18 protein-coding genes, 5 tRNA genes and 4 rRNA genes are annotated in these 24406 nt (G+C 35.4%); 1 reads left to right on the forward strand and 26 read right to left on the reverse strand.

What is annotated here, in order from left to right:
* Positions 1-70: 70 nt before the first annotated feature.
* From AC0N0V_RS22755 to AC0N0V_RS22800, 10 genes are all read right to left on the reverse strand, one after another.
* Positions 71-146 (reverse strand) — tRNA-Thr (locus tag AC0N0V_RS22755).
* Between the two features lie 164 nt (positions 147-310).
* Positions 311-949, reverse strand: coding sequence for an RNA polymerase sporulation sigma factor SigH (gene sigH, locus AC0N0V_RS22760; protein WP_474461201.1), 639 nt, complete (start codon positions 947-949; stop codon positions 311-313).
* Between the two features lie 73 nt (positions 950-1022).
* Complete coding sequence (locus AC0N0V_RS22765; RefSeq protein ID WP_474461202.1) at positions 1023-1535, reverse strand: NYN domain-containing protein; 513 nt, start codon at positions 1533-1535, stop codon at positions 1023-1025.
* A complete protein-coding gene (gene rlmB, locus AC0N0V_RS22770) occupies positions 1532-2287 on the reverse strand; it encodes a 23S rRNA (guanosine(2251)-2'-O)-methyltransferase RlmB (protein ID WP_474464619.1) in 756 nt (251 codons plus the stop codon). Before rlmB ends, AC0N0V_RS22765 begins: the two co-directional genes overlap by 4 nt.
* A 157-nt stretch (positions 2288-2444) precedes the next feature.
* A complete protein-coding gene (gene thyX, locus AC0N0V_RS22775; RefSeq protein ID WP_474461203.1) occupies positions 2445-3179 on the reverse strand; it encodes an FAD-dependent thymidylate synthase in 735 nt (244 codons plus the stop codon).
* Positions 3169-3603: a Mini-ribonuclease 3 gene (locus AC0N0V_RS22780; protein ID WP_474461204.1), complete on the reverse strand. Its 435-nt coding sequence runs from the start codon at positions 3601-3603 to the stop codon at positions 3169-3171. The genes thyX and AC0N0V_RS22780 overlap by 11 nt, the downstream gene beginning before the upstream one ends.
* Before the next feature lie 30 nt (positions 3604-3633).
* A complete protein-coding gene (gene cysS, locus AC0N0V_RS22785; protein ID WP_474461205.1) occupies positions 3634-5031 on the reverse strand; it encodes a cysteine--tRNA ligase in 1398 nt (465 codons plus the stop codon).
* Between the two features lie 274 nt (positions 5032-5305).
* A complete protein-coding gene (gene ispD, locus AC0N0V_RS22790; protein WP_474461206.1) occupies positions 5306-5992 on the reverse strand; it encodes a 2-C-methyl-D-erythritol 4-phosphate cytidylyltransferase in 687 nt (228 codons plus the stop codon).
* Positions 5993-5994: 2 nt separating this feature from the next.
* Complete coding sequence (locus AC0N0V_RS22795; RefSeq protein WP_474461207.1) at positions 5995-7098, reverse strand: PIN/TRAM domain-containing protein; 1104 nt, start codon at positions 7096-7098, stop codon at positions 5995-5997.
* 116 nt (positions 7099-7214) lie between these two features.
* The gene (locus AC0N0V_RS22800) at positions 7215-7676 is read right to left on the reverse strand and encodes a CarD family transcriptional regulator (protein WP_474461208.1); all 462 of its coding nucleotides are present in this window, start codon (positions 7674-7676) and stop codon (positions 7215-7217) included.
* Positions 7677-7823: 147 nt separating this feature from the next.
* Between AC0N0V_RS22800 and AC0N0V_RS22805 the strand changes: the two genes are divergently transcribed.
* Positions 7824-8228: a nucleoside triphosphate pyrophosphohydrolase family protein gene (locus tag AC0N0V_RS22805; RefSeq protein WP_474461209.1), complete on the forward strand. Its 405-nt coding sequence runs from the start codon at positions 7824-7826 to the stop codon at positions 8226-8228.
* Positions 8229-8254: 26 nt separating this feature from the next.
* On the opposite strand, the gene disA is transcribed toward AC0N0V_RS22805, so the two are convergent.
* The 16 genes from disA to rrf (AC0N0V_RS22885) form a co-directional block, all read right to left on the reverse strand.
* Positions 8255-9328, reverse strand: coding sequence for a DNA integrity scanning diadenylate cyclase DisA (gene disA, locus AC0N0V_RS22810; protein ID WP_474461210.1), 1074 nt, complete (start codon positions 9326-9328; stop codon positions 8255-8257).
* Positions 9329-9343: 15 nt separating this feature from the next.
* Complete coding sequence (radA, locus tag AC0N0V_RS22815) at positions 9344-10699, reverse strand: DNA repair protein RadA (protein WP_474461211.1); 1356 nt, start codon at positions 10697-10699, stop codon at positions 9344-9346.
* Between the two features lie 143 nt (positions 10700-10842).
* Entirely contained in the window at positions 10843-13281 is a 2439-nt protein-coding gene (locus tag AC0N0V_RS22820) for an ATP-dependent Clp protease ATP-binding subunit (RefSeq protein WP_474461212.1), read from the reverse strand.
* 34 nt (positions 13282-13315) lie between these two features.
* Complete coding sequence (locus AC0N0V_RS22825; protein ID WP_474461213.1) at positions 13316-14338, reverse strand: protein arginine kinase; 1023 nt, start codon at positions 14336-14338, stop codon at positions 13316-13318.
* A gap of 2 nt (positions 14339-14340) precedes the next feature.
* Complete coding sequence (locus tag AC0N0V_RS22830; protein WP_474461214.1) at positions 14341-14868, reverse strand: UvrB/UvrC motif-containing protein; 528 nt, start codon at positions 14866-14868, stop codon at positions 14341-14343.
* A 95-nt stretch (positions 14869-14963) separates the two neighbouring features.
* Complete coding sequence (locus tag AC0N0V_RS22835; RefSeq protein WP_474461215.1) at positions 14964-15428, reverse strand: CtsR family transcriptional regulator; 465 nt, start codon at positions 15426-15428, stop codon at positions 14964-14966.
* 297 nt (positions 15429-15725) lie between these two features.
* Positions 15726-15968: a hypothetical protein gene (locus AC0N0V_RS22840; protein WP_474461216.1), complete on the reverse strand. Its 243-nt coding sequence runs from the start codon at positions 15966-15968 to the stop codon at positions 15726-15728.
* Between the two features lie 123 nt (positions 15969-16091).
* Entirely contained in the window at positions 16092-18185 is a 2094-nt protein-coding gene (gene fusA / locus AC0N0V_RS22845; protein WP_474461217.1) for an elongation factor G, read from the reverse strand.
* Between the two features lie 247 nt (positions 18186-18432).
* Positions 18433-18507 (reverse strand) — tRNA-Asn (locus AC0N0V_RS22850).
* An 8-nt stretch (positions 18508-18515) separates the two neighbouring features.
* A 5S ribosomal RNA gene (rrf, locus tag AC0N0V_RS22855) occupies positions 18516-18632 on the reverse strand.
* 55 nt (positions 18633-18687) lie between these two features.
* Positions 18688-21590: ribosomal RNA gene (locus tag AC0N0V_RS22860) — 23S ribosomal RNA — on the reverse strand.
* A gap of 108 nt (positions 21591-21698) precedes the next feature.
* A tRNA-Ile gene (locus tag AC0N0V_RS22865) sits at positions 21699-21775 on the reverse strand.
* Between the two features lie 88 nt (positions 21776-21863).
* Positions 21864-23370 (reverse strand): 16S ribosomal RNA (locus AC0N0V_RS22870).
* A gap of 658 nt (positions 23371-24028) precedes the next feature.
* Positions 24029-24104, reverse strand: a tRNA-Ala gene (locus AC0N0V_RS22875).
* 3 nt (positions 24105-24107) lie between these two features.
* Positions 24108-24184, reverse strand: a tRNA-Ile gene (locus AC0N0V_RS22880).
* A 6-nt stretch (positions 24185-24190) separates the two neighbouring features.
* Positions 24191-24307: ribosomal RNA gene (gene rrf / locus AC0N0V_RS22885) — 5S ribosomal RNA — on the reverse strand.
* The 16S, 23S and 5S rRNA genes sit together here with 4 tRNA genes alongside, the layout of an rRNA operon.
* Positions 24308-24406: the final 99 nt, after the last annotated feature.

The raw sequence follows: 24406 nt of genomic DNA on the forward strand, positions 1-24406 counted from the left end.
CCTCCTCGTTTGATAAACATTTTGTTTAGGTAAACTCACCCTGGTGTGTTGTGAACTTTAAATATATTATTGGAGCCCATGACCGGGATTGAACCGGTGACCTCCACCTTACCAAGGTGACGCTCTGCCGACTGAGCTACATGGGCAATTTTACTATTCAGAGCAGGAATGATTAAAATTCCTAACACATAATTTAATAGGTTAATCTATATTAAATTACTCCTGCTCACCATAAATTAAAATTATTTTAAAAGTTATATACCGATTATCAATTTTAATATAATTTTTTTTTTTTGTCAATATGTATTTGTTATTTATCATTCAAACATTTTTCTAGTTTTCTTTTAACTCTTTGTAACGCATTGTCTATTGATTTAGCGTGCCTATCTAAATCACAAGCAATCTCTTGATATGACTTACCATCAAGATAAGACATCAAAACTTCCATTTCTAAACTTGACAAAACTTCGCCAATTTCTCGTTGTATGTGGTTTAGTTCTTCTTTACTTATGATTAGCTCTTCTGGATCAGATACCCTAGCTTCAGATAATACATCTAATAAAGTTCTATCTGACTCTTCGTCATATATAGGTTTATTTAAAGAAACATATGTATTAAGTGGTATATGTTTTTGACGTGTAGCCGTCTTGATTGCAGTTATTATTTGCCTAGTTACACATAATTCTGCAAAAGCCTTAAAGGAAGACAATTTATCTGGCTTGAAATCCCTAATAGCTTTATATAATCCTATCATTCCCTCTTGATATATATCTTCTTTATCTGCTCCTATTAAAAAATAAGACTTAGCTTTAGATTTAACGAAGTTTTCATATTTGTTTATCAAATATTCCTGAGCCCTAATATCCCCTTTTTTAGCTTCCATAACAACTTCCTCATCTAACTTATCTGTAAAGGAGGAAATTTTACTGATATAACCCCTCTTTTCCAAGGTATCCCCCCCAAAATAAATATAGGCCACATAACTGATTATACATTACATTTAAATTTTTAGTCAATAGATTTCACTTACTTCTTCGAATTTTTTCAAGTTTTTCCAGTATATTCTCATCAACATCATCTGCTAATGTATACTTCCTAGAAAAATACTTTTTCTCTATCTTATTTTTTATTTTAGATTCTATTAATTTAATCTCGTGATAGAACTCAATAGAGGACATTCTTACCGCTCCTCTTTGAAACACAATTTGCTGCTCTAATGAGTCAGATGTTACAACACACACTTCTGCTTTCCGGCCTATTCTATTAACTTCCCTCTCTATGAGGATATCTGCCGTTTCTCCTTCTTTAGTGAAAATAACAATAATGTTATCGGTTATTTTTTCACGTTTTTCTATACTTCCACTAACCATATGTGCATCAAAAACTATAAATATTTTATATCCATTATATGCTGCATAGTTGCTAAGAATCTCTATTAACTCTTTCCTGGCAGCCTCAAAGCTATATTGTTTAATATCCTTTAGCCCAGGCCAACTATTAATTACATTATAGCCATCTACAAAAACTTTTTTCACTTTTTATCACATTTCATTTTTTGTTTTAATACTTCATACATCAATATGCCACCTGCAACAGAAGCATTTAAAGACGATATTTTTCCAACCATAGGTATTTTAACAAGTACATCACATTTTTCTTTCGTTAATTTTAGAATACCTTTACCTTCACTTCCAATTATTAAAGCTATTGATCCCTCAAAATTTGTGTCAAAACAATAACTTTCTCCAGCCATGTCAGCTCCGTATATCCATATACCCTCCTCTTTAAGTTTATCTATAGTAGAGTTTAGATTTGTAACTTTAGCAATTTTTATATGCTCTGTGGCACCTGCCGAAGATTTATATACAGTTGGAGTGACCCCTACATTCCTTCTTTTAGGTATTATAATTCCATGAGCTCCACAAGTTTCAGCTGTTCTTATTATAGAACCAAAGTTATGTGGATCTTCAATTTCATCAAGTATTATTATAAAAGGATTTTCTCCTTTTTCTTTTGCATAACTTAAAATATCCTCAATTTCAAAGTATTTGTACGGAGTAACCTGCGCAATTACACCCTGGTGAGCCCCCGTTTGAGACATTTGATCCAACTTTCTTCTGTCTACGTACTTTATGACTATATTTTTATCCTTCGCTAAACCTAGAACTACATTTATTGAACCTGACACATCTCCATTTGCTATAAATATCTGTTCAATTGTTCGATTGGAACGTAAAGCCTCTATAACTGCATTCCTACCTTCAATTATATCTTCTCTAAATTCCATTACATTATTCTCAGTAATTTTATTAATCTTGCCTTTATTACTATCGGTGGAATTACTATTTTCTCTTTTGGGATTTAAATTTTTTTCTTTAAACCCCTTATTGTTTTCTTTCACATTATTACCTCCTCAACAGCCAATACTCAAGCAATGTATACTATTAAATATATTTCCTTCTTACATCCTCAATTTTACCGCAACTCATTCGTCCTTCAGGACAAATTCCTGTTACACAGGAAGGTCCACATTTTTTGAAAAGAATTGGCGCTACTCCTTTTACTTGTTTAAGCATTTCATCTGCTAACTCTCTTATTTCCCACTGTGCTCGATTGCAACACCTATGTTTGAAAAAGTTAATTAGACTTCTAGCATTCATAGTAAATATTATTTTTGTTTCACAAGCATTAGGAAATACATATCTTGCATCTTCAATAGCCTTTTTTTCTGCCGATAACAAATCCATTCCACTTTCTACATATCTTTCCTTTAATATGTTGGTCAACTTATTATAAGACTCTTGACTATTTTTCATAGTATCAATAAATATTTCCTTAGCATCATTATCTTTCTCAATTTCTGGCGGGATTATATATTCAAACTGTTTTAATTTTACGTACCTTTGACTTTGCTGAGAATATGAACCAATTCTATGTCTTACTAACTGGTGTGTTAAACTTCTCGAAACCCCTTCAACAGCAAATGTAAAAGATACGTGTTCTACTGGTGACTCATGTCCATATGACATAAGCATATTTAAGAATTTAGTTGCAGCTTCTCCATCTAAATTTTTTTGTATTTCATCAATTCCAACAGAGCTATAGCATAATTTTGCTGCTGAAGCTATAACATTTTCAGGATTAGGTGTATATTCTATTAGTTTAACTTTAAGTTGCACTTATATCCCCCCCTTTTTGTATATCAACAATAATATTAAGTAGATACTCAAGTCTTTCAACTTGCTCCGTTATATATAAAAATCCCACTAATGCTTCAAATCCTGTGGCAAATCTATATTCTTGAATATCTGCATTTTTCGGAGCAGTTGACGACTTGCAGTTTCTGCCTCTCTTAAATATATTTATTTCTTCTTCCGTCAATTTGCATTCTAACTTTTTTATAAATTCACTTTGTGAATGCGCCTTAACAAACTTTATAGTTTCCTTATGTAGTTTATGAACAGACATATCCCTATTCATTTCTACTAAATAAGTTCTTATAAAAATTTCATATATTGCATCTCCTACATAAGCTAAAACTAGTGGGTTTAATTGCCTTGCACTTTCTTTGGTAAATTTATTTTTTATTAAGTTAAAATTCATCTAAATTCTCCATTCTAAATCAGCTTCACTTTAGTTTCTTTTCCATCTTACCCCTTGAGGTGTATCTTCAAGAATAATCCCTTGCGCCTTTAGATCATCTCTAATTTTATCAGAAAGAGCCCAGTCTTTATTTTTTCTTGCTTGCTGTCTCATTTCTATAAGCTTCTCGATTTCTTCCTCCAAAGTTACCTTTTTGGAATTTTGTAATATACCCAAAGGTTTACCAAGTTCTTTTATTAGATCTAATGAATATCTGACTACCTCTTCAGAAGAGTTTACTCCTACATTTGTATTAATATCTCTTACCAAGTCAAAGATAACAGATATAGCATCAGCCGTATTGAAATCATCATCCATTTTTTCTATATATTTTTTTCTATACGAATCTAGATTCTCAATGTATTTCTTTTCCTCTTCTGTAGCTTTTTCTAGCTTTATTTCATCCAATAGACTTTCTAGGTTCCCAATTGAATTGTACAATCTTTCTATTGCCGCTTTTGTGGAGTCTAATAATTCCAGACTAAAATTTATCTGTGTTCTGTAATGCCCAGATAACATAAACATTCTTATAACATCAGAATCATACTTCTCTAATATTTCTCTTGCAGTGAAAAAGTTATTAAGCGACTTTGACATTTTTTGATTGTTAACATTCACAAAGGCAGAGTGCATCCAATATTTTGCAAATGTTTGACCTGTTCTTCCCTCACTTTGTGCTATTTCATTCTCATGATGTGGAAAAACTAAATCTGAGCCACCAGCATGAATGTCGATAGTTTCTCCCAATAAATCATGAGCCATACAAGAACACTCTATATGCCACCCCGGTCTTCCCATACCCCATGGACTTTCCCATGCGGGTTCTCCTGGTTTTTGACTCTTCCAAATTGCAAAGTCCATAGGGTCTTGTTTTCTCTCATCTACATCTATTCTTGCTCCAGATTGAAGGTCTTCAAGATTTTGACCAGATAACTTTCCATACTCATCAAATTTCTTTGTACTAAAATATACATCTCCATTAACTTCGTATGCATATCCTCTTTCTATTAGATCTCTTACAAATTCAACTATTTGATCTATATAATGAGTTGCTCTTGGATTTACTGTAGCTCTTTCTATATTTAAAGCATCGGCATCTTTGTAATACTCATCTATAAATCTATCTCCCAACTGTTTAACTGTAATACTTTCTTCACTTGCTCTCTTTATCATTTTGTCGTCAATATCAGTAAAATTTTGTACGAATTTTACTTTATATCCTCTGTACTCAAAATATCTTCTAACGGCATCAAAAACAACAAACGTTCTCGCATTACCTATGTGGAAATAATTGTAAACTGTAGGTCCGCACACATACATATTTACTTCTCCCTCTTTTAGAGGAATAAACTCTTCTTTCTTTCTTGTCATTGTATTGAATAGCTTCATATTATTTTTACCTCCTGATTCGGATTTGTATTATAATCAACAAAATTATTTACCTTTTAAATAACGAAAGTAATACATTAATTTACTTAAACATTTTAACACATTCTTTTCACTTATTTAACCCTTATTAGCATTTTTATCACACTTTAGGTTAAATGTTATATTTACCTAAATTACTGCTATTAGTTTTATATGGTATACTGACTTAAGTTTAATGTCTTCAATATTCAATTAAATCTCTTATTGCATCAGCAATAAGAGATTTAATTAATTTTTAGAGTTTTTCAATTATTTTTTCCGCTATATATAAATCTTCTGGCGTCGTAATCTTTATATTATTATAACTTCCCTCATATAAGTAAACTTTGTTACCATAGTACTCAACAACTGAAGTATCATCAGTAACCTTCTGCCCAGTTAACGATAACTTTTCATGACAATTAAAAATAAGATCATACTTAAAACATTGAGGGGTTTGAACAGCGAAAACTTTCTCCCTCTCAAACGTATTGCATGAGAATCCCTCTTCATCTTTAATCTTTATTGTATCCTTAGGCATTATACCACAGGCACAAGCACCATAACTTTTTGTATATTTTATACCATCCTCAATAATTTTTACTGTTACAAAAGGCCTAGCGCCATCATGAATTAAGACAACTCCACAATCTTTAATAGCTTTTAACCCATTGTACACTGAATCTTGCCTTTCACTCCCACCAGCTACTATCTGTAATACTTTACCTATCTGATATTTATCTACTATTTCTTTCTTACAATACTTTATTTCATTCTCAGCACATACAATAATTATTCCATCTATTAAATCAGAATTTGAAAATGTCTTTAGTGAATAGTAAAGAATAGGTTTATCTTTTATATTGATAAACTGCTTATTGATATTAGCCCCCATTCTTTTTCCTTTTCCTGCCGCTACAATAATAACAAAATTCTTACTCATACTTAAGCTTCCTCTTTCTGTTTTGCAAAAATCATTCTTCCAGCTGCAGTCTGAAGTACAGATGTAACTACTACATCTTTAGTTTCACCTATGTGCTTTCTTCCACCTTCTACAACTATCATTGTACCATCATCAAGGTAAGCAATTCCTTGACCTGATTCTTTTCCATCCTTAACTATTTGAATTTTCATTTCTTCACCTGGCAACACAACTGGCTTAACGGCATTTGCTAACTCATTTATATTTAAAACTGGTACTCCTTGGAACTCTGCAACCTTATTTAAATTATAATCATTAGTTATAACTTTTCCACCTAAAACTTGTGCTAGTTTTAAAAGCTTGCTATCTACTTCTGCTATTTCAGGAAAATCTTTTTCGTAAATTTGTACCTCTATATTTAATTCCTTTTGTATCTTGTTTAATATATCAAGTCCTCTTCTTCCTCGGTTCCTTTTTAAACCATCCGAAGAATCTGCTATGTGCCTCAATTCCTCAAGTACAAAGTTAGGTATTACTAAAGCTCCCTCAATAAATCCAGTCTGACATATATCAAATATTCTTCCGTCTATGATTACAGATGTATCTAATATTTTAGAATATCCCTTATAATCAGATTTACTCTTTTTATCCTTGTTAACAACTCCCTTTTTTATGCTTATGCTAGAGAATAAGGCTAACAATTCTTCTCTCTTTCGTATAGCTATATTTCCGCCTAAAGCCGCCATTATTACTGCAACTACTACTGCTAGGATAGCTCCTATTATAGGTATACGAGCTAAAAGGTTAACAAATAATGCAGCTATTGCAAGTCCTACAATACCACCTATTGTACCAAATAGTATTTCAGTTGCAGGTAACTTTTGAATACTCTTTTCAATATAATCCATAATCTTTATTATAATAGCATTAATCCAAGGAGATATTAAAAATAATATAATTCCGAAAAATATAGTTGATAAAATCAAAAATAATATTGACTTTATAGGACTTCCTCCTATATGGGCTAACTTTAAGAAATAACTGGTATGAATTACTTCATCACCAATTAGATAACCTAATATTAGTCCTATAATTGTAAATAAACCCCTTAATAATTTTTTTAACAATAACATCACCTCCTTTATAATTATTAACATTTTTTTCATTTTTAAATCCTATTAATATCTAATATATATTAATAAATTATTTTTTTCAATAAAACTTAATTTATTTAATAAATTATTTACCTTATCTTACATAATGCCTCATCCATATTTATATCAAAAACTAGCATAATTTCGCTTGCCAACATATTTTCAGCTTTATATAAGATTTTATTTTCCCCTGGTGGCAGATGTTCATGAAGTTTTAAATAATATAAATCCCTTATTACCTCGCATATTTTTAAAATATTGCCAGTTTTTATCTTATCATTATTATCTCTATATCTCTTTCCCCACTTTTTTTCAATTTGCAAAGGATTTTGTTTTATTATTTTAAGCATATCTTCCATAACGTCTTTGCACACTAGTTCTCTAACCTTATAGCCATCAATCTTATCTTCAGGTATATATAAATCTATATCATTAAGCAAAAGAGAAATTTTTATATATTTCTTTTTTGTATCATATTCATTACATTCTAATTGTGACATAATACCAGCCCCATAATTGGGAACAAATACCTTAACTCCATTATCTGACATGCTAATCCCCCTATCCATATAATTGTTCTTGATTTATTATATAGAAGGAAAGTAAAATTCGTACTATATTTATTGACAAAATTATCTGAAAAAAACTATAATTAATTTGTAGATGTTAATTTAAATCTATATAAGGAGTTGAGCCTGATGAAAGATGTAATTTTTGATGATTTTCAGAATGCAGTTGATGAATCTCTTATAAGACATAAAAGTGTTTTGGATATAATGACTAAGCTTCAAGAATCTAATGGAAGAATAAACAGAGCTGTAGCAAAGTCAGCTACAAATTGCGGATGCGTTGAAATAAATGGTAAAAAACAGCACTTACCTGAAGATGATAACAACATAAATGTAGAATCATTAAAAGATTCCTTTAAAACACATATCGATGGAAAGCTTTGCAGTAATTGTCGAGATGTAATCGAAAGAGAAATTGGAAATAACTTTTTCTATATTGCTTCTCTTTGTAATAGTTTAGACTTAAATTTATATGATATACTTCTTAAAGAGTATGATAAAATAAATACTTTAGGTAAATATTCCTTTAGATGAAAAATCAGCACAAAATAATGAAAACATTATTTTGTGCTGAAATTATTATCTATCATTATTTGCTCTCTAAGCCTTCGAAGTCCATTTTTTATAGCCCTAGCCCTTGCTTCTCCAATTCCTTCAACCTTATCTAATTGTTCATATGATGCTTCCATAACACCCTTTAACTCTCTAAAGTTTTTAACTAAGTTTTCTATTACATTAGTTGGTATCCTTGGTATCTTATTTAACATCCTATATCCTCTTGGGGATATAAGTGTATCTACCAAAGGTACTCCTATATAACCTAAATACTTTGAAATGGTGTCTAAATTCAGCAACTCTTCAGACCCCATCGCTTGAACTAGTTTATATATTTCATTGTAATCCATATTATTTTGACAATAATCTCGTATTAAAAGAATACCGTCCTGTTCAACACTTTTTACAAGTTCATTTAACTGCATAGAAATGAGCCTTCCTTCATTTCCCAACTCACATATGTATCTTTCGATTTCTGATACAATTCTCATGACCATTTCCGTTCTTTGTATTCCTGTAACAACATCAAACAAAGTTACTAAATCTTGAAATTCAAGAATATTCAAATTACTTACAACCCTATCTAGTACTGCTACATATTTTTCTAAAGTCTGAAGTGCTTGATTAGCCCTTCCTAGTATTATACTACTATCTCTTAATACGTATTTTACACTACCTTTATATACCGTTATAATATTTCTCCTTTGGGAAATAGCTACAACAATTGCGCCTGTTTGTTTGGCTACTCTGTCGGCAGTCCTATGCCTAGTCCCAGTCTCAAAAGTAGGAATACTAGAGTCCGGAATCAATTGTGCATTTGCATATATAATTTTTTTCAGATCACTACTCAAAACAAGTGCTCCATCCATCTTAGCAAGCTCATAGACGTAAGAAGGACTATATTCTGAATTTATAGTAAAACCACCGTCAACTATTTTTAGTATTTGTTCATTATCTCCTAATATTATGAGTCCACCAGTCTTAGCTCTCAGTATGTTCTCCAGTCCATCCCTAAGTTGAGTACCTGGTGCCATAAGCTTAAGTATATTCATAAGTTCCTTGTCTTTTTCAAATCTCAACTCTATCACCCTACATTAAAAAACTTTACTTACCGCTTCTTTCAGGGAAGTAACTCCAATTATATTTATTTTCTTGTTCTTTATCTTTTCCCTATTTCTAAATGGTATTACAATATTTTTAAATCCCATTTTTTCTGCCTCATTTGCAAGCCTATCAGAAAACGATACTGGTCTTACTTCTCCTGTAAGACCTAACTCTCCAATTATCAATAACTTTTCCAAGTTTATTTCCTTAGACTTAACACTTGAAATAAGAGCTAAAGCTAACCCTAAGTCTCCAAAGGTTCCATTGATATTAAGGCCTCCTACTACATTAACATATACATCGCAATTATAAAAGGGCATTTTTAACTTTTTTTCTAAAACTGCTAAGATAAGATTTAACCTAGAGCTTTCAACTCCAACTACTGTTCTCCTTGGCATTACAGCTTTTGTTTCACTAACTAATGCTTGAATTTCTACTAAAATTGGCCTAGTTCCTTCCATTATACCTATGACCACAGACCCCTCTTTTTGAAATCCAGTATCCTCAAGAAATACCTCTGAAGGATTTGATATTTCTTCAAGCCCACTTTCCCTCATTTCAAAGACCCCGATTTCGCTAGTTGTTCCAAAACGATTCTTCACAGTTCTCAAAATTCTAAACTCTTCTGTTCTCTCTCCTTCAAATGATAACACTGTATCTACCATATGCTCTAATACTCTTGGGCCTGCAAGTTCCCCTTGTTTAGTGATATGTGCCACTATAAAAAATGAAATGTCTTTTGTTTTACCAATACGCATGATATCATTAGCACTTTCTCTAACTTGAGAAACACTTCCTGGCGCAGATGTAATAGACTGTTTAAAAAGTGTTTGTATTGAATCAATAATTACAAAAACCGGTTTGGTATTTTCTATATGTTCCTCTATCTTATCTAAATTAGTTTCTGATACTATATAAAGTTCCTCAGATAAGGCCTCTAACCTATCTCCTCTCATCTTTATTTGCTCTTCTGACTCTTCTCCCGATATATACAAAACTTTACCATATTTTCTTGCTATATTATTTGCAGTTTGGAGAAGTAATGTAGATTTACCTATACCAGGTGCTCCTGATATTAAAGTAAGTGATCCCCTTACTATTCCTCCTCCTAATACTCTATTTAATTCAGCTATTTGTGTGTCAAATCTGTCATACTCACTAGACTTAATATTCAATATACTCTTTGGTAAACTATTAGATCCCCCTGACAAACTTGAGGGAACATTAGCTGTCTTGATTTCTTCAATCATACTATTCCAATTATTACAATTTGGGCATTTCCCAAGCCATTTCAACGATTCATACCCACACTCTTGACATACAAAAGTAGTCTTATTTTTGGCCATTAAAAACACCTCCTTCTATACAAAATATAATTATACAGTATTATTCCTGTATCTTGTCAACAGTAATCAAATTTTAAAAGCAAAAACAATGTATGATCTCTTTAAGATTATACATTGTTTTGTTCAAAAATTAATTTTAAATATTACTCTGATTTTCTAAATACTAGTTCATCATTTTCTACAGCTACCTTTACTTTATTGCCCTTTCTAACATTTCCTTTTAACATTTCTTCGGAAAGCTTATCTTCTACCACTTTGGTTATTGCTCTTCTAAGGGGCCTTGCTCCATAAGTTAAGTCAAATCCCTTCTTAGCAAGAATTTCCTCTGCTTCATTGGAAAAGTGAATATCTATATTCTGATCTCTTAGTCTTTCTGATACAGAACCTAGCATTAGTCTAACAATTTGTTTCAAGTCTTCTTCTTGAAGTTGATGGAAGACTATAATATCATCTATTCTATTTAAAAATTCTGGTCTAAAAGAGCGCCTAAGTTCCTCCATCACATTGTCTTTCATCTTCTCATATTCATCAAGTTTTTGATTTTCACCACTTAAGGCAAACCCCATAGATTTTTGCTTTTTAATAGTAGATGCTCCTACATTAGATGTCATTATTATTATAGTATTTCTAAAATCTACAGTTTTTCCCTTACCATCTGTAAGTCTTCCGTCTTCTAATATTTGAAGCAATATATTAAAAATTTCTGGATGTGCTTTCTCAATTTCATCAAATAGTACTACTGAGTAAGGATTCCTTCTTACCTTTTCTGTTAGCTGGCCACCTTCATCATATCCTACATATCCAGGAGGAGACCCTATAAGCCTTGATACAGTATGTTTCTCCATATACTCTGACATATCAATTCTTATCATATTAGTCTCATCACCAAACATTGCTTCAGCCAAGGCTTTAGATAACTCTGTTTTCCCTACTCCTGTCGGTCCTAGGAATATAAATGACCCTATAGGTCTCTTAGGATCTTTAAGTCCTACTCTAGCTCTTCTTACAGCCCTTGATATAGATTTTACTGCCTCTTCCTGACCTATAACTCTTTTATGAAGGATTTCTTCTAACTTCAATAATCTTTCTGACTCTTTTTCTGTTAGTTTTTCTATAGGTATATTAGTCCATTTAGAAACAACAGCTGCTATTTGAGGCTCAGATACAGTTAATGTAGAAACATCTTTTTGAGTCATCCAATTTGTTTTCAACCCATCTAGCCTATCCTTTATTGCTTTTTCCTTATCTCTTAATCTTGCTGCCTTTTCAAAATCCTGGACTCTTATTGAGTCCTCTTTTTCTTTTGTAGTTTTTTCAAGCTCAGATTCTAATTCCTTTAAATCTGGAGGAGTAGTTAAGCTTTCAATTCTAACTTTTGCAGCAGCTTCATCAATTAAATCTATTGCTTTATCAGGCAAATGTCTATCTGTTATATATCTATCTGACAAATTTACTGATGCTTCTATAGCATCATCAGTAATTTTCACCCTATGATGCGCTTCATACTTATCTCTTAATCCTTTTAATATAAGAATAGCTTCCTCCTTAGTAGGTTCCCCAACCATAATAGGCTGAAACCTTCTTTCTAAAGCTGCATCCTTCTCAATATATTTCCTATACTCATCAATTGTAGTAGCCCCGATGCATTGAATTTCTCCCCTAGCTAAAGCAGGCTTTAGTATATTAGATGCGTCTATCGCCCCCTCTGCTGCACCTGCTCCTATAAGGGTATGAATTTCATCTATAAATAAAATGACATTTGCAGCTTTTCTTATTTCCTCCATAACCTTTTTAAGCCTATCTTCAAATTCACCTCTATACTTAGATCCCGCAATCATTGATGATAAATCTAATGTTACTACTCTCTTATCCTTAAGCATTTCAGGAATAGTTGCTGAAACTATTTTTTGTGCTAATCCCTCGGCTATAGCTGTTTTACCGACTCCTGGGTCCCCTATTAAACAAGGATTATTTTTTGTTCTTCTAGACAGTATTTCAAGAACTCTTTGAGTTTCTTTATCTCTACCTATTACGGGGTCAAGTTTTCCTTCCCTAGCCATCTCAGTTAAATCCCTGCCAAATTGATCTAGAGTAGGAGTTGGTTCACCGGACCCTTTCTTAACATCATTCGAATTTGTTGACTGTTCTCCTGACAAAGTATCAACTAATTCTTTCCTTAACCTACCAAAATCTGCACCTAAGTTATTTAATATAGTAAAAGCAACACCCTCAGCTTCTCTAATAAGTGCTAATAATATATGTTCTGGACTTATATAATTGTGATTCAACGTTCTAGCTTCAAGTAAACTTACTTCTAAAAGTCTTTTCGTTCTTGGAGTCAGAGGTATTTCTTTCTTATAAAGTTCCATATCTCCTTTTCCTTCATATTCTTCAACTAGATTTCTTACATTTTCTACAGTAATCCCCATTCCATTAAGAAGTTTTTTAGCAATTCCATCTTCCCTTAGAATTCCTAATAAAATATGCTCAGTTCCTACATAACCATGTTTAAGTGATTGAGCTTCTTCTTGAGCATAAAAGAGAACTTTTTGTGCTCTCTCAGTAAATCTTCCAAACATCATAACATATTCACCATCCTATACTTATTATATATCTTTATGATAACTTTTCTCTAACAAGTTTAGCTCTATTTAGATCTCTCTCTTTGCTAGATAGCTTTTTGTCAAAAAGCTTTTGTATAGTCGCATTTTGTGTATAAACTAAAAGGCTATTTAAAGTAATCTTATCTACATCTTTAATTATTCCCATTTCTATTCCTAATCTTACATCGGATAATAGCTTTAAACATTCATCAGGACTCAAAAGTACTGATGACCTTAATATTCCCAAAGCCCTATAAATTCTATCCTCTGTCTCATATCTGTATTTTTTTATAAGATTTTCTCTTGATGAATTTTCTTCATTGATTATTTGGCTTACAACCGCCTTTAAATTACTTATAATTTCCTCATCACTTAATCCTAATGTTATTTGATTGGATATTTGATAGATGTTCCCCTTAGCTTTTGAACCTTCTCCGTATAGCCCCCGTACAGTCATTCCAACTTGAGTTATCGCGTTTAAAACTGCATTCATTTTATTGTTTATAGTAAGCGATGGAAGATGTACCATTACAGATGCTCTTAGGCCAGTTCCAATGTTAGTAGGGCAAGTAGTTAGATATCCAAACTTTTCATCAAAAGCATAATCTAGTTTTTCTTCTAGGAGATTATCAATCTTATTACTTAAATCATATACCTCTTCTAAATTTAATCCCGATGTAATACATTGTATTCTTATATGGTCTTCTTCATTAATCATAATGCTTATTGTTTCATTTTTATCTTTAATAAAAGCTGCTTTATTAGTATTGTCTAAAAGATTTTTGCTTATCAAATGTTTTTCTAAGTAAATTTCATTATTAATAGGATTTTCTTCCCAAAGTAAAATGGTTTTAAACTCATCCTCTGTATGAGAGGAGGTATAAAATGCTTCCTCAACCTTTCTTATCAACTTCTTCCCACTATCATCATCTAATTTATGCGGGAATGGCATTTTGTTAAGATTTCTTGCCAATCTTATTCTACTGCTTAATACTAAATCTTCATTTTTACCACGTGATTTTATCCAGTTCTCCATGATTACACCTCCTTACCGGGCTCTCCTTGAAGTTCTTTTATAGCATCTCTAATTTTTGCAGCACTTTCATAGTCTTCCGAAGCAATAGCTCTCTGAAGGTTTTCCTTTAGCTCTAATAATCTTCTTCTCTTTATTATTGTTTCACCAGCTTTTCTAGGTAACTTTCCTGTATGCTCTAAATTTCCTTGAACTCTTTTAATAATAGGTTTCAAGGTCTGTGCAAAGTTACTATAGCATTCGCTACAACCTAGCAATCCTTTTCTTTTAAACTCACTATAAGTATTGCCACAATTGCTACATGAAATATCAAAGTTGTTCTGCGTTTGATTATTTGGACCAACATAGTCCATTATCCCGCTGAGTATTGTCTGAAATGTAAATGGTGATGAGAACTCAATAGCCCCACCTATCCCAAATTCTCCTTTTTCTCTTGCGCATTTTTCACACAAGCTAAATTCCTGCTTAACTCCATTTACTATTTTTGTTATGTGTACAGTAGCATCATTTTTTTTACATACTTCACACAGCATGTTATCACCCCTATAATATGAATTATCTCAATATATTCTAGTGAGCTAATCTATTGACAAATCCAATATTACATAATACAACTTTATCTGAAAAATTATGACTTGTTCAGAATAATTGTAATTATTGACTTCAATATATTAGCTCTCAATCTATTTGTATTCTCTATATAAGTATTTAAGGTCCTATCATTTATTGCGGCTTTTGTAATAATAGCTTCTCTTTCACTAAGAACTCCTATTTCAACTAGACCTTCTATTATCTTTGCACCATCATTGTATGTTATGCTTTCACCTATCCTATCATTTATGACTTGAAGTAATGACTTATCTTTATCTAACTTGATACGTTTGATTATTATATATCCGCCACCACCCCTTTTGCTCTCTATGTAATACCCCTTATCTAGAGTAAACCTTGTCGTTAATACATAATTTATCTGAGACGGAGCACAACTAAAATAATTAGCTAACTCGTTTCTAACAATCTGAAGCTGATTTTCTCCATTGCTTTTCAACATTTCCTTTATAAATTCTTCTATAACATCTGACAATCTTGTCATAAGGATCCTCTCCTGTCTTTGACTTTCTTTGACCTTAATTCCATATTAATATTATCAGTGATTTTATTCAATACTTATATTATCTCAAATTTATAGTTTTATAATCATTATACTAATATACGCTTTAGTTTCTTTTATTTTCTAAAATATTCTCTACGATCCAAGCTAAAAAATGTTGAGAACCAATTGTTATATAATTACACTATAGAACAATTGGTTCTCAATCAAACTCTCCATTATTTACACAAACCAAACTTCTTCTGATATAGTTTTTCTTCTAATACACAAATAATTTTATTATGAAATATTATATTTAGATGCCTTAATGTAGTACTTTCCACCATTATCCTTATTATCCAAATCCACTATAAAATTATTATTCTCTAACATTTTGCATATAAGATTAACATTCTCTCCCTCACTATTATTTATAGTAATTATAAGATTATCATTTTTATTAACTATTGCCATATAATCATAAATACTGCTATAATCACCTAACTCTATTGCTCCACTTATATCCATACGGTATTCAGACATAAAATCTCTCCTTACTGAAATAATTCACATGTTTATTTTCTCTTATAATTTATTAAAATATGCAGAATATTATTCCAATAAAAAACTCCAATAGTACTTTACTATTGGAATTTTCACTAAACTTTATACCTCTTCTTTAATTTTTAGCCTTTTGGATTCTTCAATAACCTTACCAACTTCAGTAGGAGGAACTTCTTCATATCTTTCAAATTTCATTGTAAAGCTTCCTCTTGCTTGTGTCATAGATCTTAAATCCGTTGCATACTTAAACATTTCTGATTGTGGGGCTTCTGCTATTATTTTTTGTTTATCTGAACATGGCTCCATTCCTAGAACCCTACCTCTTTTCTTATTAATATCACCTATTATATCACCCATATAGTATTCTGGAACGATTATCTCAACATGCATAATCGGCTCTAATAATATCGGTTGAGCCTCTGTTAACCCTTTCTTGTAAGCTAGAGACGCTGCTACTTTAAATGCCATTTCAGACGAATCTACTGGATGATATGATCCATCATGCAATATAGCTTTCAGTCTTATAACAGGATATCCAGCCAATACTCCATGCTGTATACACTCTTTGAGCCCTTTCTCTACTGCCGGAATATACTGTCTTGGAACAACTCCACCAACAACTTGATCTACAAATTGTAACTCATCCTCTCCATCTACTCTAGGCTCAAACTTAATTTTTACATCACCATACTGTCCATGACCACCGGACTGTTTTTTATGTTTTCCTTGAACATCCACAACTTTTTTAATAGTTTCTCTATAAGGTATCTTTGGCGTTTGTAATATTACATCTGCACCAAACTTACTTTTTAATTTAGATGCAATTATATCAAGATGTGACTCTCCTAGGCCTGAAACTATGGTTTCAGCATTCTCTATATCTCTTGAAACTTTAAAAGTAGGGTCTTCTTCTAATAACTTATTTAACCCACTAGATATTTTATCTTCATCATTTTTAGACTTTGGCAGAACAGCCATTGATATAACAGGTTCTGGGAATTCGATATTTTCAAAAACTATTGGATTTGAAGCATCACATAAGGTATCTCCAGTACTTGTAAACTGTAACTTTGCTACAGCTCCTATATCACCAGCTATAATCTCACTTGTAGGTATTTGTTGCTTACCTCTTAAAAAATACATAGTACCAATCTTTTCATTCTTATCCTTACTAGCATTATATATAACAGAATCAGACTTAACTTTTCCAGTCACCACTCTGAAAAGTGACAGCTTCCCAACAAAAGGATCTGCTATTGTCTTGAATACAAATGCAGAAAAAGGAGAATTCTCATTTATTACTATATCAATATTACTGTTACTTTTTAAGTTTTTAGCCATAACTGGTAATGTGTTTTCTGGTGATGGGAAACACTCAACTATGTCTTCAAGTAGTGTTTCTATTCCAATTCCCTTTAAAGCTGATCCACACATTACTGGCGTAATCTCACCTTTAGCGCACCCGTTTATCAGTCCGTTGTATATTTCCTCATCACTTAATGTACCTTCACTAAAATACTTATCAAGTAGCACCTCATCAGTTTCAGCTACCGCCTCTACAATCATATTCTTACATTCATCAACTTTATCAATTAGTTCTAGTGGTATATCAGATTCCTTCATACTATTAGTCTTTTCATCAAATATCCTAGCTTTTCTTGAAATTATATTTATAACTCCCCTAAAACTTTCTTCAGTTCCTATAGGATATTGAACCGGTACTACTGATATTCCAAACCTTTCTTTCAAATCTGATAATACCTTGTCAAAGTTAGAGTTTTCTCTGTCTAATTTGTTAATGTACAATGACCTTGGTAACTTATACCTATTAACATATTGCCAGGCCTTTTCTGTACCTACTTGAATGCTAGATACCCCAGAAACAACAATCATAGATGTATCTGACGCTCTTAGTCCTTGTAAAACGTCACCGACAAAATCAAAATATCCAGGCATATCAACTAGATTTATTTTTGTATTATTCCACTCACATGGTAACGTTGAAGTTGATATAGATATTTTTCTCTTCTTTTCTTCTAAATCATAATCACTAACTGTGTTTCCTTCCTCAATTTTACCAAACCTATCTGTGGTTTTAGTATAGTACAATATTGATTCTGCTAAAGTAGTTTTTCCTGAACCGCTATGTCCAATTATACCTACATTCCTCAAATTTTTAGTTGTGTAGTTTTTCATAAGCAATTCCCCCTCACTTTTAGGTTAATTATATATTTCTACTTTAATTTAAAAAACCCTTTAGAATTTATTTAATTTTCTAAATAATTTGATTATATGTTTCCACTTATTTCTTATTTTATGCTTTCTCAAATGGAAATTATTAAAATTTTTTTCTACAGAATTTGCAAATAAAAAAACTAGCTACCTTAAGTAACTAGTTTCTACACATCTATACATAATTATATAATTTTATTCAAAATAAAAATGGCTCCGTGGAGAGGACTCGAACCTCCAACCCTTCGGTTAACAGCCGAATGCTCCGCCGTTGAGCTACCACGGAATATTTTAACCTAGCAGCGACCTACTCTTCCACACAGTCTCCCGTGCAGTACCATCGGCACTGTGAAGCTTAACCATCGTGTTCGGAATGGGAACGGGTGTAGCCTTCACGTCATAACCACTAGATTATATTTAATTTATCAAGAGAATTTTGTTCTCTCAAAATTGCACAGTGATATATTAGGTCAAGCCCTCGACCTATTAGTATCAGTCAGCTGAACATGTTACCATGCTTACACCTCTGACCTATCAACCTTGTGTTCTTCAAGGGGTCTTACTAGCTTACGCTATGGGAAATCTTATCTTGAGGTGGGCTTCACGCTTAGATGCTTTCAGCGTTTATCCCGTCCCGACATAGCTACCCAGCTGTGCTCCTGGCGGAACAACTGGTGCACCAGAGGTCAGTCCATCCCGGTCCTCTCGTACTAAGGACAGCTCCTCTCAAATTTCCTACGCCCGCGACGGATAGGGACCGAACTGTCTCACGACGTTCTGAACCCAGCTCGCGTGCCGCTTTAATGGGCGAACAGCCCAACCCTTGGGACCTACTTCAGCCCCAGGATGCGACGAGCCGACATCGAGGTGCCAAACCTCCCCGTCGATGTGGACTCTTGGGGGAGATCAGCCTGTTATCCCCGAGGTAGCTTTTATCCGTTGAGCGATGGCCCTCCCACGAGGTACCACCGGATCACTAAGCCCGACTTTCGTCCCTGCTCCACTTGTTTGTGTCGCAGTCAGGCTCCCTTCTGCCTTTGCACTCTACGAACGATTTCCAACCGTTCTGAGGGAACCTTTGGGCGCCTCCGTTACTTTTTAGGAGGCGACCGCCCCAGTCAAACTGCCCACCTAACAATGTCCCGTGACCAGATTCATGGCCGCCGGTTAGAATCCCAGTACTGTCAGGGTGGTATCCCAAGGACGACTCCACAAAGGCTGACGCCTCTGCTTCGCAGTCTCCCACCTATCCTGTACAGACAATACCGAGACTCAATGCTAAGCTACAGTAAAGCTCTACGGGGTCTTTCCGTCCAATCGCGGGTAGCGAGCATCTTCACTCGCAATACAATTTCGCCGGATTTGTTGTCGAGACAGTGCCCAAGTCATTACGCCATTCGTGCGGGTCGGAACTTACCCGACAAGGAATTTCGCTACCTTAGGACCGTTATAGTTACGGCCGCCGTTTACTGGGGCTTAAGTTCACACCTTCGCTTGCGCTAAGTGTTCCCCTTAACCTTCCAGCACCGGGCAGGCGTCAGCCCCTATACATCAGCTTTCGCTTTAGCAGAGACCTGTGTTTTTGCTAAACAGTTGCTTGGGCCTATTCTCTGCGACCACCTTGCGGTGGCACCCCTTCTCCCGAAGTTACGGGGTCAATTTGCCGAGTTCCTTGACAACAATTCTTCCGCTGGTCTTAGGATTCTCTCCTCACCTACCTGTGTCGGTTTGCGGTACGGGCACCAGTTCACTCCATAGAGACTTTTCTTGGCAGCGTGGAATCAGATACTTCGCCCAAAAGGGCTCCCCGTAACACCTCAGCATTAACTAGACGGATTTGCCTATCTAGTCTGCCTAAGTGCTTAGACGCACATCCAATAGTGCGCACATCCTATCCTCCTGCGTCATCCCATTTGTAATAACGCAAACTGGTGGTATCGGAATATCAACCGATTGTCCATCACCTACGCCTTTCGGCCTCGGCTTAGGTCCCGACTAACCCTGAGCGGACGAGCCTTCCTCAGGAAACCTTAGGTTTTCGACCAATAAGATTCTCACTTATTTCTCGCTACTTATGCCAGCATACTCACTCCTGTACAGTCCACCGCTCCTTACGGTACGACTTCAACCCATACAGGAAGCTCCTCTACCACTGATACTTACGTATCAATCCATAGCTTCGGTGGTAAGTTTTAGCCCCGAACATCTTCGGCGCAGGATCTCTCGACTAGTGAGCTATTACGCACTCTTTAAATGAGTGGCTGCTTCTAAGCCAACATCCTAGTTGTCTTAGAAATCCCACATCCTTTTCCACTTAACTTACACTTTGGGACCTTAGCTGATGGTCTGGGCTGTTTCCCTTTTGACCACGGATCTTATCATTCGTAGTCTGACTGCTTTGATTCAAGTATATGGCATTCGGAGTTTGATAGGGTTCAGTAACTGTTGTCAGCCCCTAGCCCATTCAGTGCTCTACCTCCACTACTCATTCAAAACGCTAGCCCTAAAGCTATTTCGAGGAGAACCAGCTATCTCCGAGTTCGATTGGAATTTCTCCGCTATCCACAGCTCATCCCATGGTTTTTCAACACCAATGTGGTTCGGTCCTCCACGGAATTTTACTTCCGCTTCAACCTGTCCATGGATAGGTCACCCGGTTTCGGGTCTACGACATGCAACTTTTTGCCCTATTCAGACTCGGTTTCCCTTCGGCTACGTATCTTAAATACTTAACCTTGCTACACATCGTAACTCGCTGGCTCGTTCTACAAAAAGCACGTCGTCGCAGGTAAAACTGCTTCGACTGATTGTGGACACACGGTTTCAGGTTCTATTTCACTCCCCTTCCGGGGTTCTTTTCACCTTTCCCTCACGGTACTGCTTCACTATCGGTCACCAGTTAGTATTTAGCCTTGGGAGGTGGTCCTCCCTGCTTCCCACAAGGTTTCACGTGTCTCGTGGTACTCTGGATCAGATCTAGAAGTTTTCATTTTCATCTACAGGGCTGTTACCTTCTATGGCGGAGCCTTCCAGCTCTCTTCAATTAATTCCTACTTCCTTTTATGATCTGTCCGCAACCCCAGGAACAAGTTCCTGGTTTGGGCTCTTTCCCTTTCGCTCGCCGCTACTTAGGAAATCGATTTTTCTTTCTCTTCCTCCGGGTACTTAGATGTTTCAGTTCCCCGGGTCTACCTCTATAAACCTATGAATTCAGTTTACAGTACATAGCGTTAGCTATGTGGGTTGCCCCATTCGGAAATCTCCGGATCGCAGGCTATTTGCGCCTACCCGAAGCTTATCGCAGCTTATCGCGTCCTTCATCGGCTACTGGTGCCAAGGCATTCACCATGCGCCCTTTGTAGCTTGACCTTAAATCATAATTCTACAAAGGTATATATACCTTTAGCTTTACTTTGTTTATGTTAAATAATTCTCATTATTCAACGCTTATCACTGTGCAATTTTCAAAGAACATTTTGGTGGGCTTAAATGGACTCGAACCATCGACCTCACGCTTATCAGGCGTGCGCTCTAACCAGCTGAGCTATAAGCCCATAAGGGTTAATCCCTCAAAATTAAACAGAGTGTAAACCAGAATTCCAATGTAACTAAAAACCTAAGTTCTTAGTTATTATTCCTTAGAAAGGAGGTGATCCAGCCGCAGGTTCTCCTACGGCTACCTTGTTACGACTTCACCCCAATCACTGACCCCACCTTCGGCCGCTGGCTCCTTACGGTTACCTCACGGACTTCGGGTGTTGCCAGCTCTCATGGTGTGACGGGCGGTGTGTACAAGGCCCGGGAACGTATTCACCGCGACATTCTGATTCGCGATTACTAGCAACTCCAGCTTCATGTAGGCGAGTTTCAGCCTACAATCCGAACTGGGATGAGTTTTTTAGTTTGGCTCCCCCTCGCGGGTTTGCATCTAATTGTACTCACCATTGTAGCACGTGTGTAGCCCTGGACATAAGGGGCATGATGATTTGACGTCATCCCCACCTTCCTCCCGGTTAACCCGGGCAGTCTCACTAGAGTGCTCAACTTAATGGTAGCAACTAATGATAAGGGTTGCGCTCGTTGCAGGACTTAACCTAACATCTCACGACACGAGCTGACGACAACCATGCACCACCTGTCTCCCTGCCCCGAAGGGCTTCCTCCATTACGAGTAATTCAGGGGATGTCAAGTCCAGGTAAGGTTCTTCGCGTTGCTTCGAATTAAACCACATGCTCCGCTGCTTGTGCGGGCCCCCGTCAATTCCTTTGAGTTTTAATCTTGCGATCGTACTTCCCAGGCGGAGTACTTATTGTGTTAACTGCGGCACAGAGGGTTGGACCCCCCTACACCTAGTACTCATCGTTTACGGCGTGGACTACCAGGGTATCTAATCCTGTTTGCTACCCACGCTTTCATGCCTCAGCGTCAGTTATGGTCCAGAGAATCGCCTTCGCCACTGGTGTTCTTCCTAATCTCTACGCATTTCACCGCTACACTAGGAATTCCATTCTCCTCTCCCACACTCTAGATATCCAGTTTGAAATGCAGCTCCCAAGTTAAGCCCGGGAATTTCACATCTCACTTAAATATCCGCCTACGCATCCTTTACGCCCAGTAAATCCGGACAACGCTTGCCACCTACGTATTACCGCGGCTGCTGGCACGTAGTTAGCCGTGGCTTCCTCCTTGGGTACCGTCATTATCGTCCCCAAAGACAGAGCTTTACAACCCGAAGGCCTTCATCACTCACGCGGCGTTGCTGCATCAGGCTTTCGCCCATTGTGCAATATTCCCCACTGCTGCCTCCCGTAGGAGTCTGGACCGTATCTCAGTTCCAATGTGGCCGATCACCCTCTCAGGTCGGCTACGCATCGTCGCCTTGGTGAGCCTTTACCTCACCAACTAGCTAATGCGCCGCGGGTCCATCTCAAAGCGGATTACTCCTTTAATTAGTTCTTCATGCGAAAAACTAATGTTATGCGGTATTAATCTCCCTTTCGCGAGGCTATCCCCCTCTTTGAGGCAGGTTACCCACGTGTTACTCACCCGTCCGCCGCTAATCCACCCCGAAGGGTTTCATCGCTCGACTTGCATGTGTTAGGCACGCCGCCAGCGTTCGTCCTGAGCCAGGATCAAACTCTCAATTTAAAAGTTTGCTTGCTCATTACTGCTTTGTTACTTTAAAAGTAACTCAAAGAATTGCTGGTTTATTCAAAGATAAGTTATCTTATCTTTCACTCTGTTTAATTTTCAAGGATCAGTTTCTCTTCAACAATTATGAATTTTATCAAATTCATGTTAATTTGTCAATACCTTTTTTAAAGATTTAACTAATGATATTAAAAATTAAATTTATGCTTATAAGTTATCATTAATTAATTCACTTAACTTGTCTCCTTCGAATATATCATTTTACACTCTTAAAGAAGACAAGAGTTATTCTATCACAATTTTGAATCTTAATAATCATAAATTTAACGAATTCATCAAGTTATATTAATATACCTCTTTATTTTAAGGTATTGCTTTAAAATTCATATATAGATACACCAGGTTAAGTTTGTTTTTATAAGCTTTGACTATACGCAGAATGCACATATACCACCTTGCCAATCAAAAGTTGATAATAAACCTTTAGTTCATTGAATTTAAATTCTATAATAAATATTACGATTAATTCAGTAAAAAAATATGTTAAGCTGTGATTGAATAAAATAGAAGTGAATATTTTCCGATTCTCTACCAATTTCAAAATCAACATAAATTTATATATAAAAAAAAGAAGTAGTACATACTACTTCTTTTTTGGTGGAGATAAAGGGATTCGAACCCTTGACCCCCTGCGTGCAAGGCAGGTGCTCTCCCAGCTGAGCTATACCCCCATATGGTGGACCTTCAGGGACTCGAACCCCGGACCAACCGGTTATGAGCCGGTTGCTCTAACCAACTGAGCTAAAGATCCATATCGACCTGGCAGCGACCTACTCTTCCACACAGTCTCCCGTGCAGTACCATCGGCACTGTAAAGCTTAACCATCGTGTTCGGAATGGGAACGGGTGTAGCCTTTACGTCATAACCACCAGATATCTTAAGTTCATTACAGTTATTAATTATACTATACTAAACTTAATTTGTCAACATATTTTTATTATTTTTTAATATGTTGTTCTCTCAAAATTGCAC

The sequence above is a fragment of the Clostridium sp. CS1-1 genome (assembly GCF_056135525.1).

Coding starts and splice junctions, on each gene's coding strand:
- rlmB (WP_474464619.1), bottom strand. CDS start 2,287: ATGGAATTTAGAGAAGATATAATTGAAGGTAGGAATGCAGTTATAGAG.
- AC0N0V_RS22780 (WP_474461204.1), bottom strand. CDS start 3,603: ATGAATTTTAACTTAATAAAAAATAAATTTACCAAAGAAAGTGCAAGG.
- cysS (WP_474461205.1), bottom strand. CDS start 5,031: ATGAAGCTATTCAATACAATGACAAGAAAGAAAGAAGAGTTTATTCCT.
- ispD (WP_474461206.1), bottom strand. CDS start 5,992: ATGAGTAAGAATTTTGTTATTATTGTAGCGGCAGGAAAAGGAAAAAGA.
- AC0N0V_RS22800 (WP_474461208.1), bottom strand. CDS start 7,676: ATGTCAGATAATGGAGTTAAGGTATTTGTTCCCAATTATGGGGCTGGT.
- AC0N0V_RS22805 (WP_474461209.1), top strand. CDS start 7,824: ATGAAAGATGTAATTTTTGATGATTTTCAGAATGCAGTTGATGAATCT.
- radA (WP_474461211.1), bottom strand. CDS start 10,699: ATGGCCAAAAATAAGACTACTTTTGTATGTCAAGAGTGTGGGTATGAA.
- AC0N0V_RS22820 (WP_474461212.1), bottom strand. CDS start 13,281: ATGATGTTTGGAAGATTTACTGAGAGAGCACAAAAAGTTCTCTTTTAT.
- AC0N0V_RS22825 (WP_474461213.1), bottom strand. CDS start 14,338: ATGGAGAACTGGATAAAATCACGTGGTAAAAATGAAGATTTAGTATTA.
- AC0N0V_RS22830 (WP_474461214.1), bottom strand. CDS start 14,868: ATGCTGTGTGAAGTATGTAAAAAAAATGATGCTACTGTACACATAACA.
- AC0N0V_RS22835 (WP_474461215.1), bottom strand. CDS start 15,428: ATGACAAGATTGTCAGATGTTATAGAAGAATTTATAAAGGAAATGTTG.
- AC0N0V_RS22840 (WP_474461216.1), bottom strand. CDS start 15,968: ATGTCTGAATACCGTATGGATATAAGTGGAGCAATAGAGTTAGGTGAT.
- fusA (WP_474461217.1), bottom strand. CDS start 18,185: ATGAAAAACTACACAACTAAAAATTTGAGGAATGTAGGTATAATTGGA.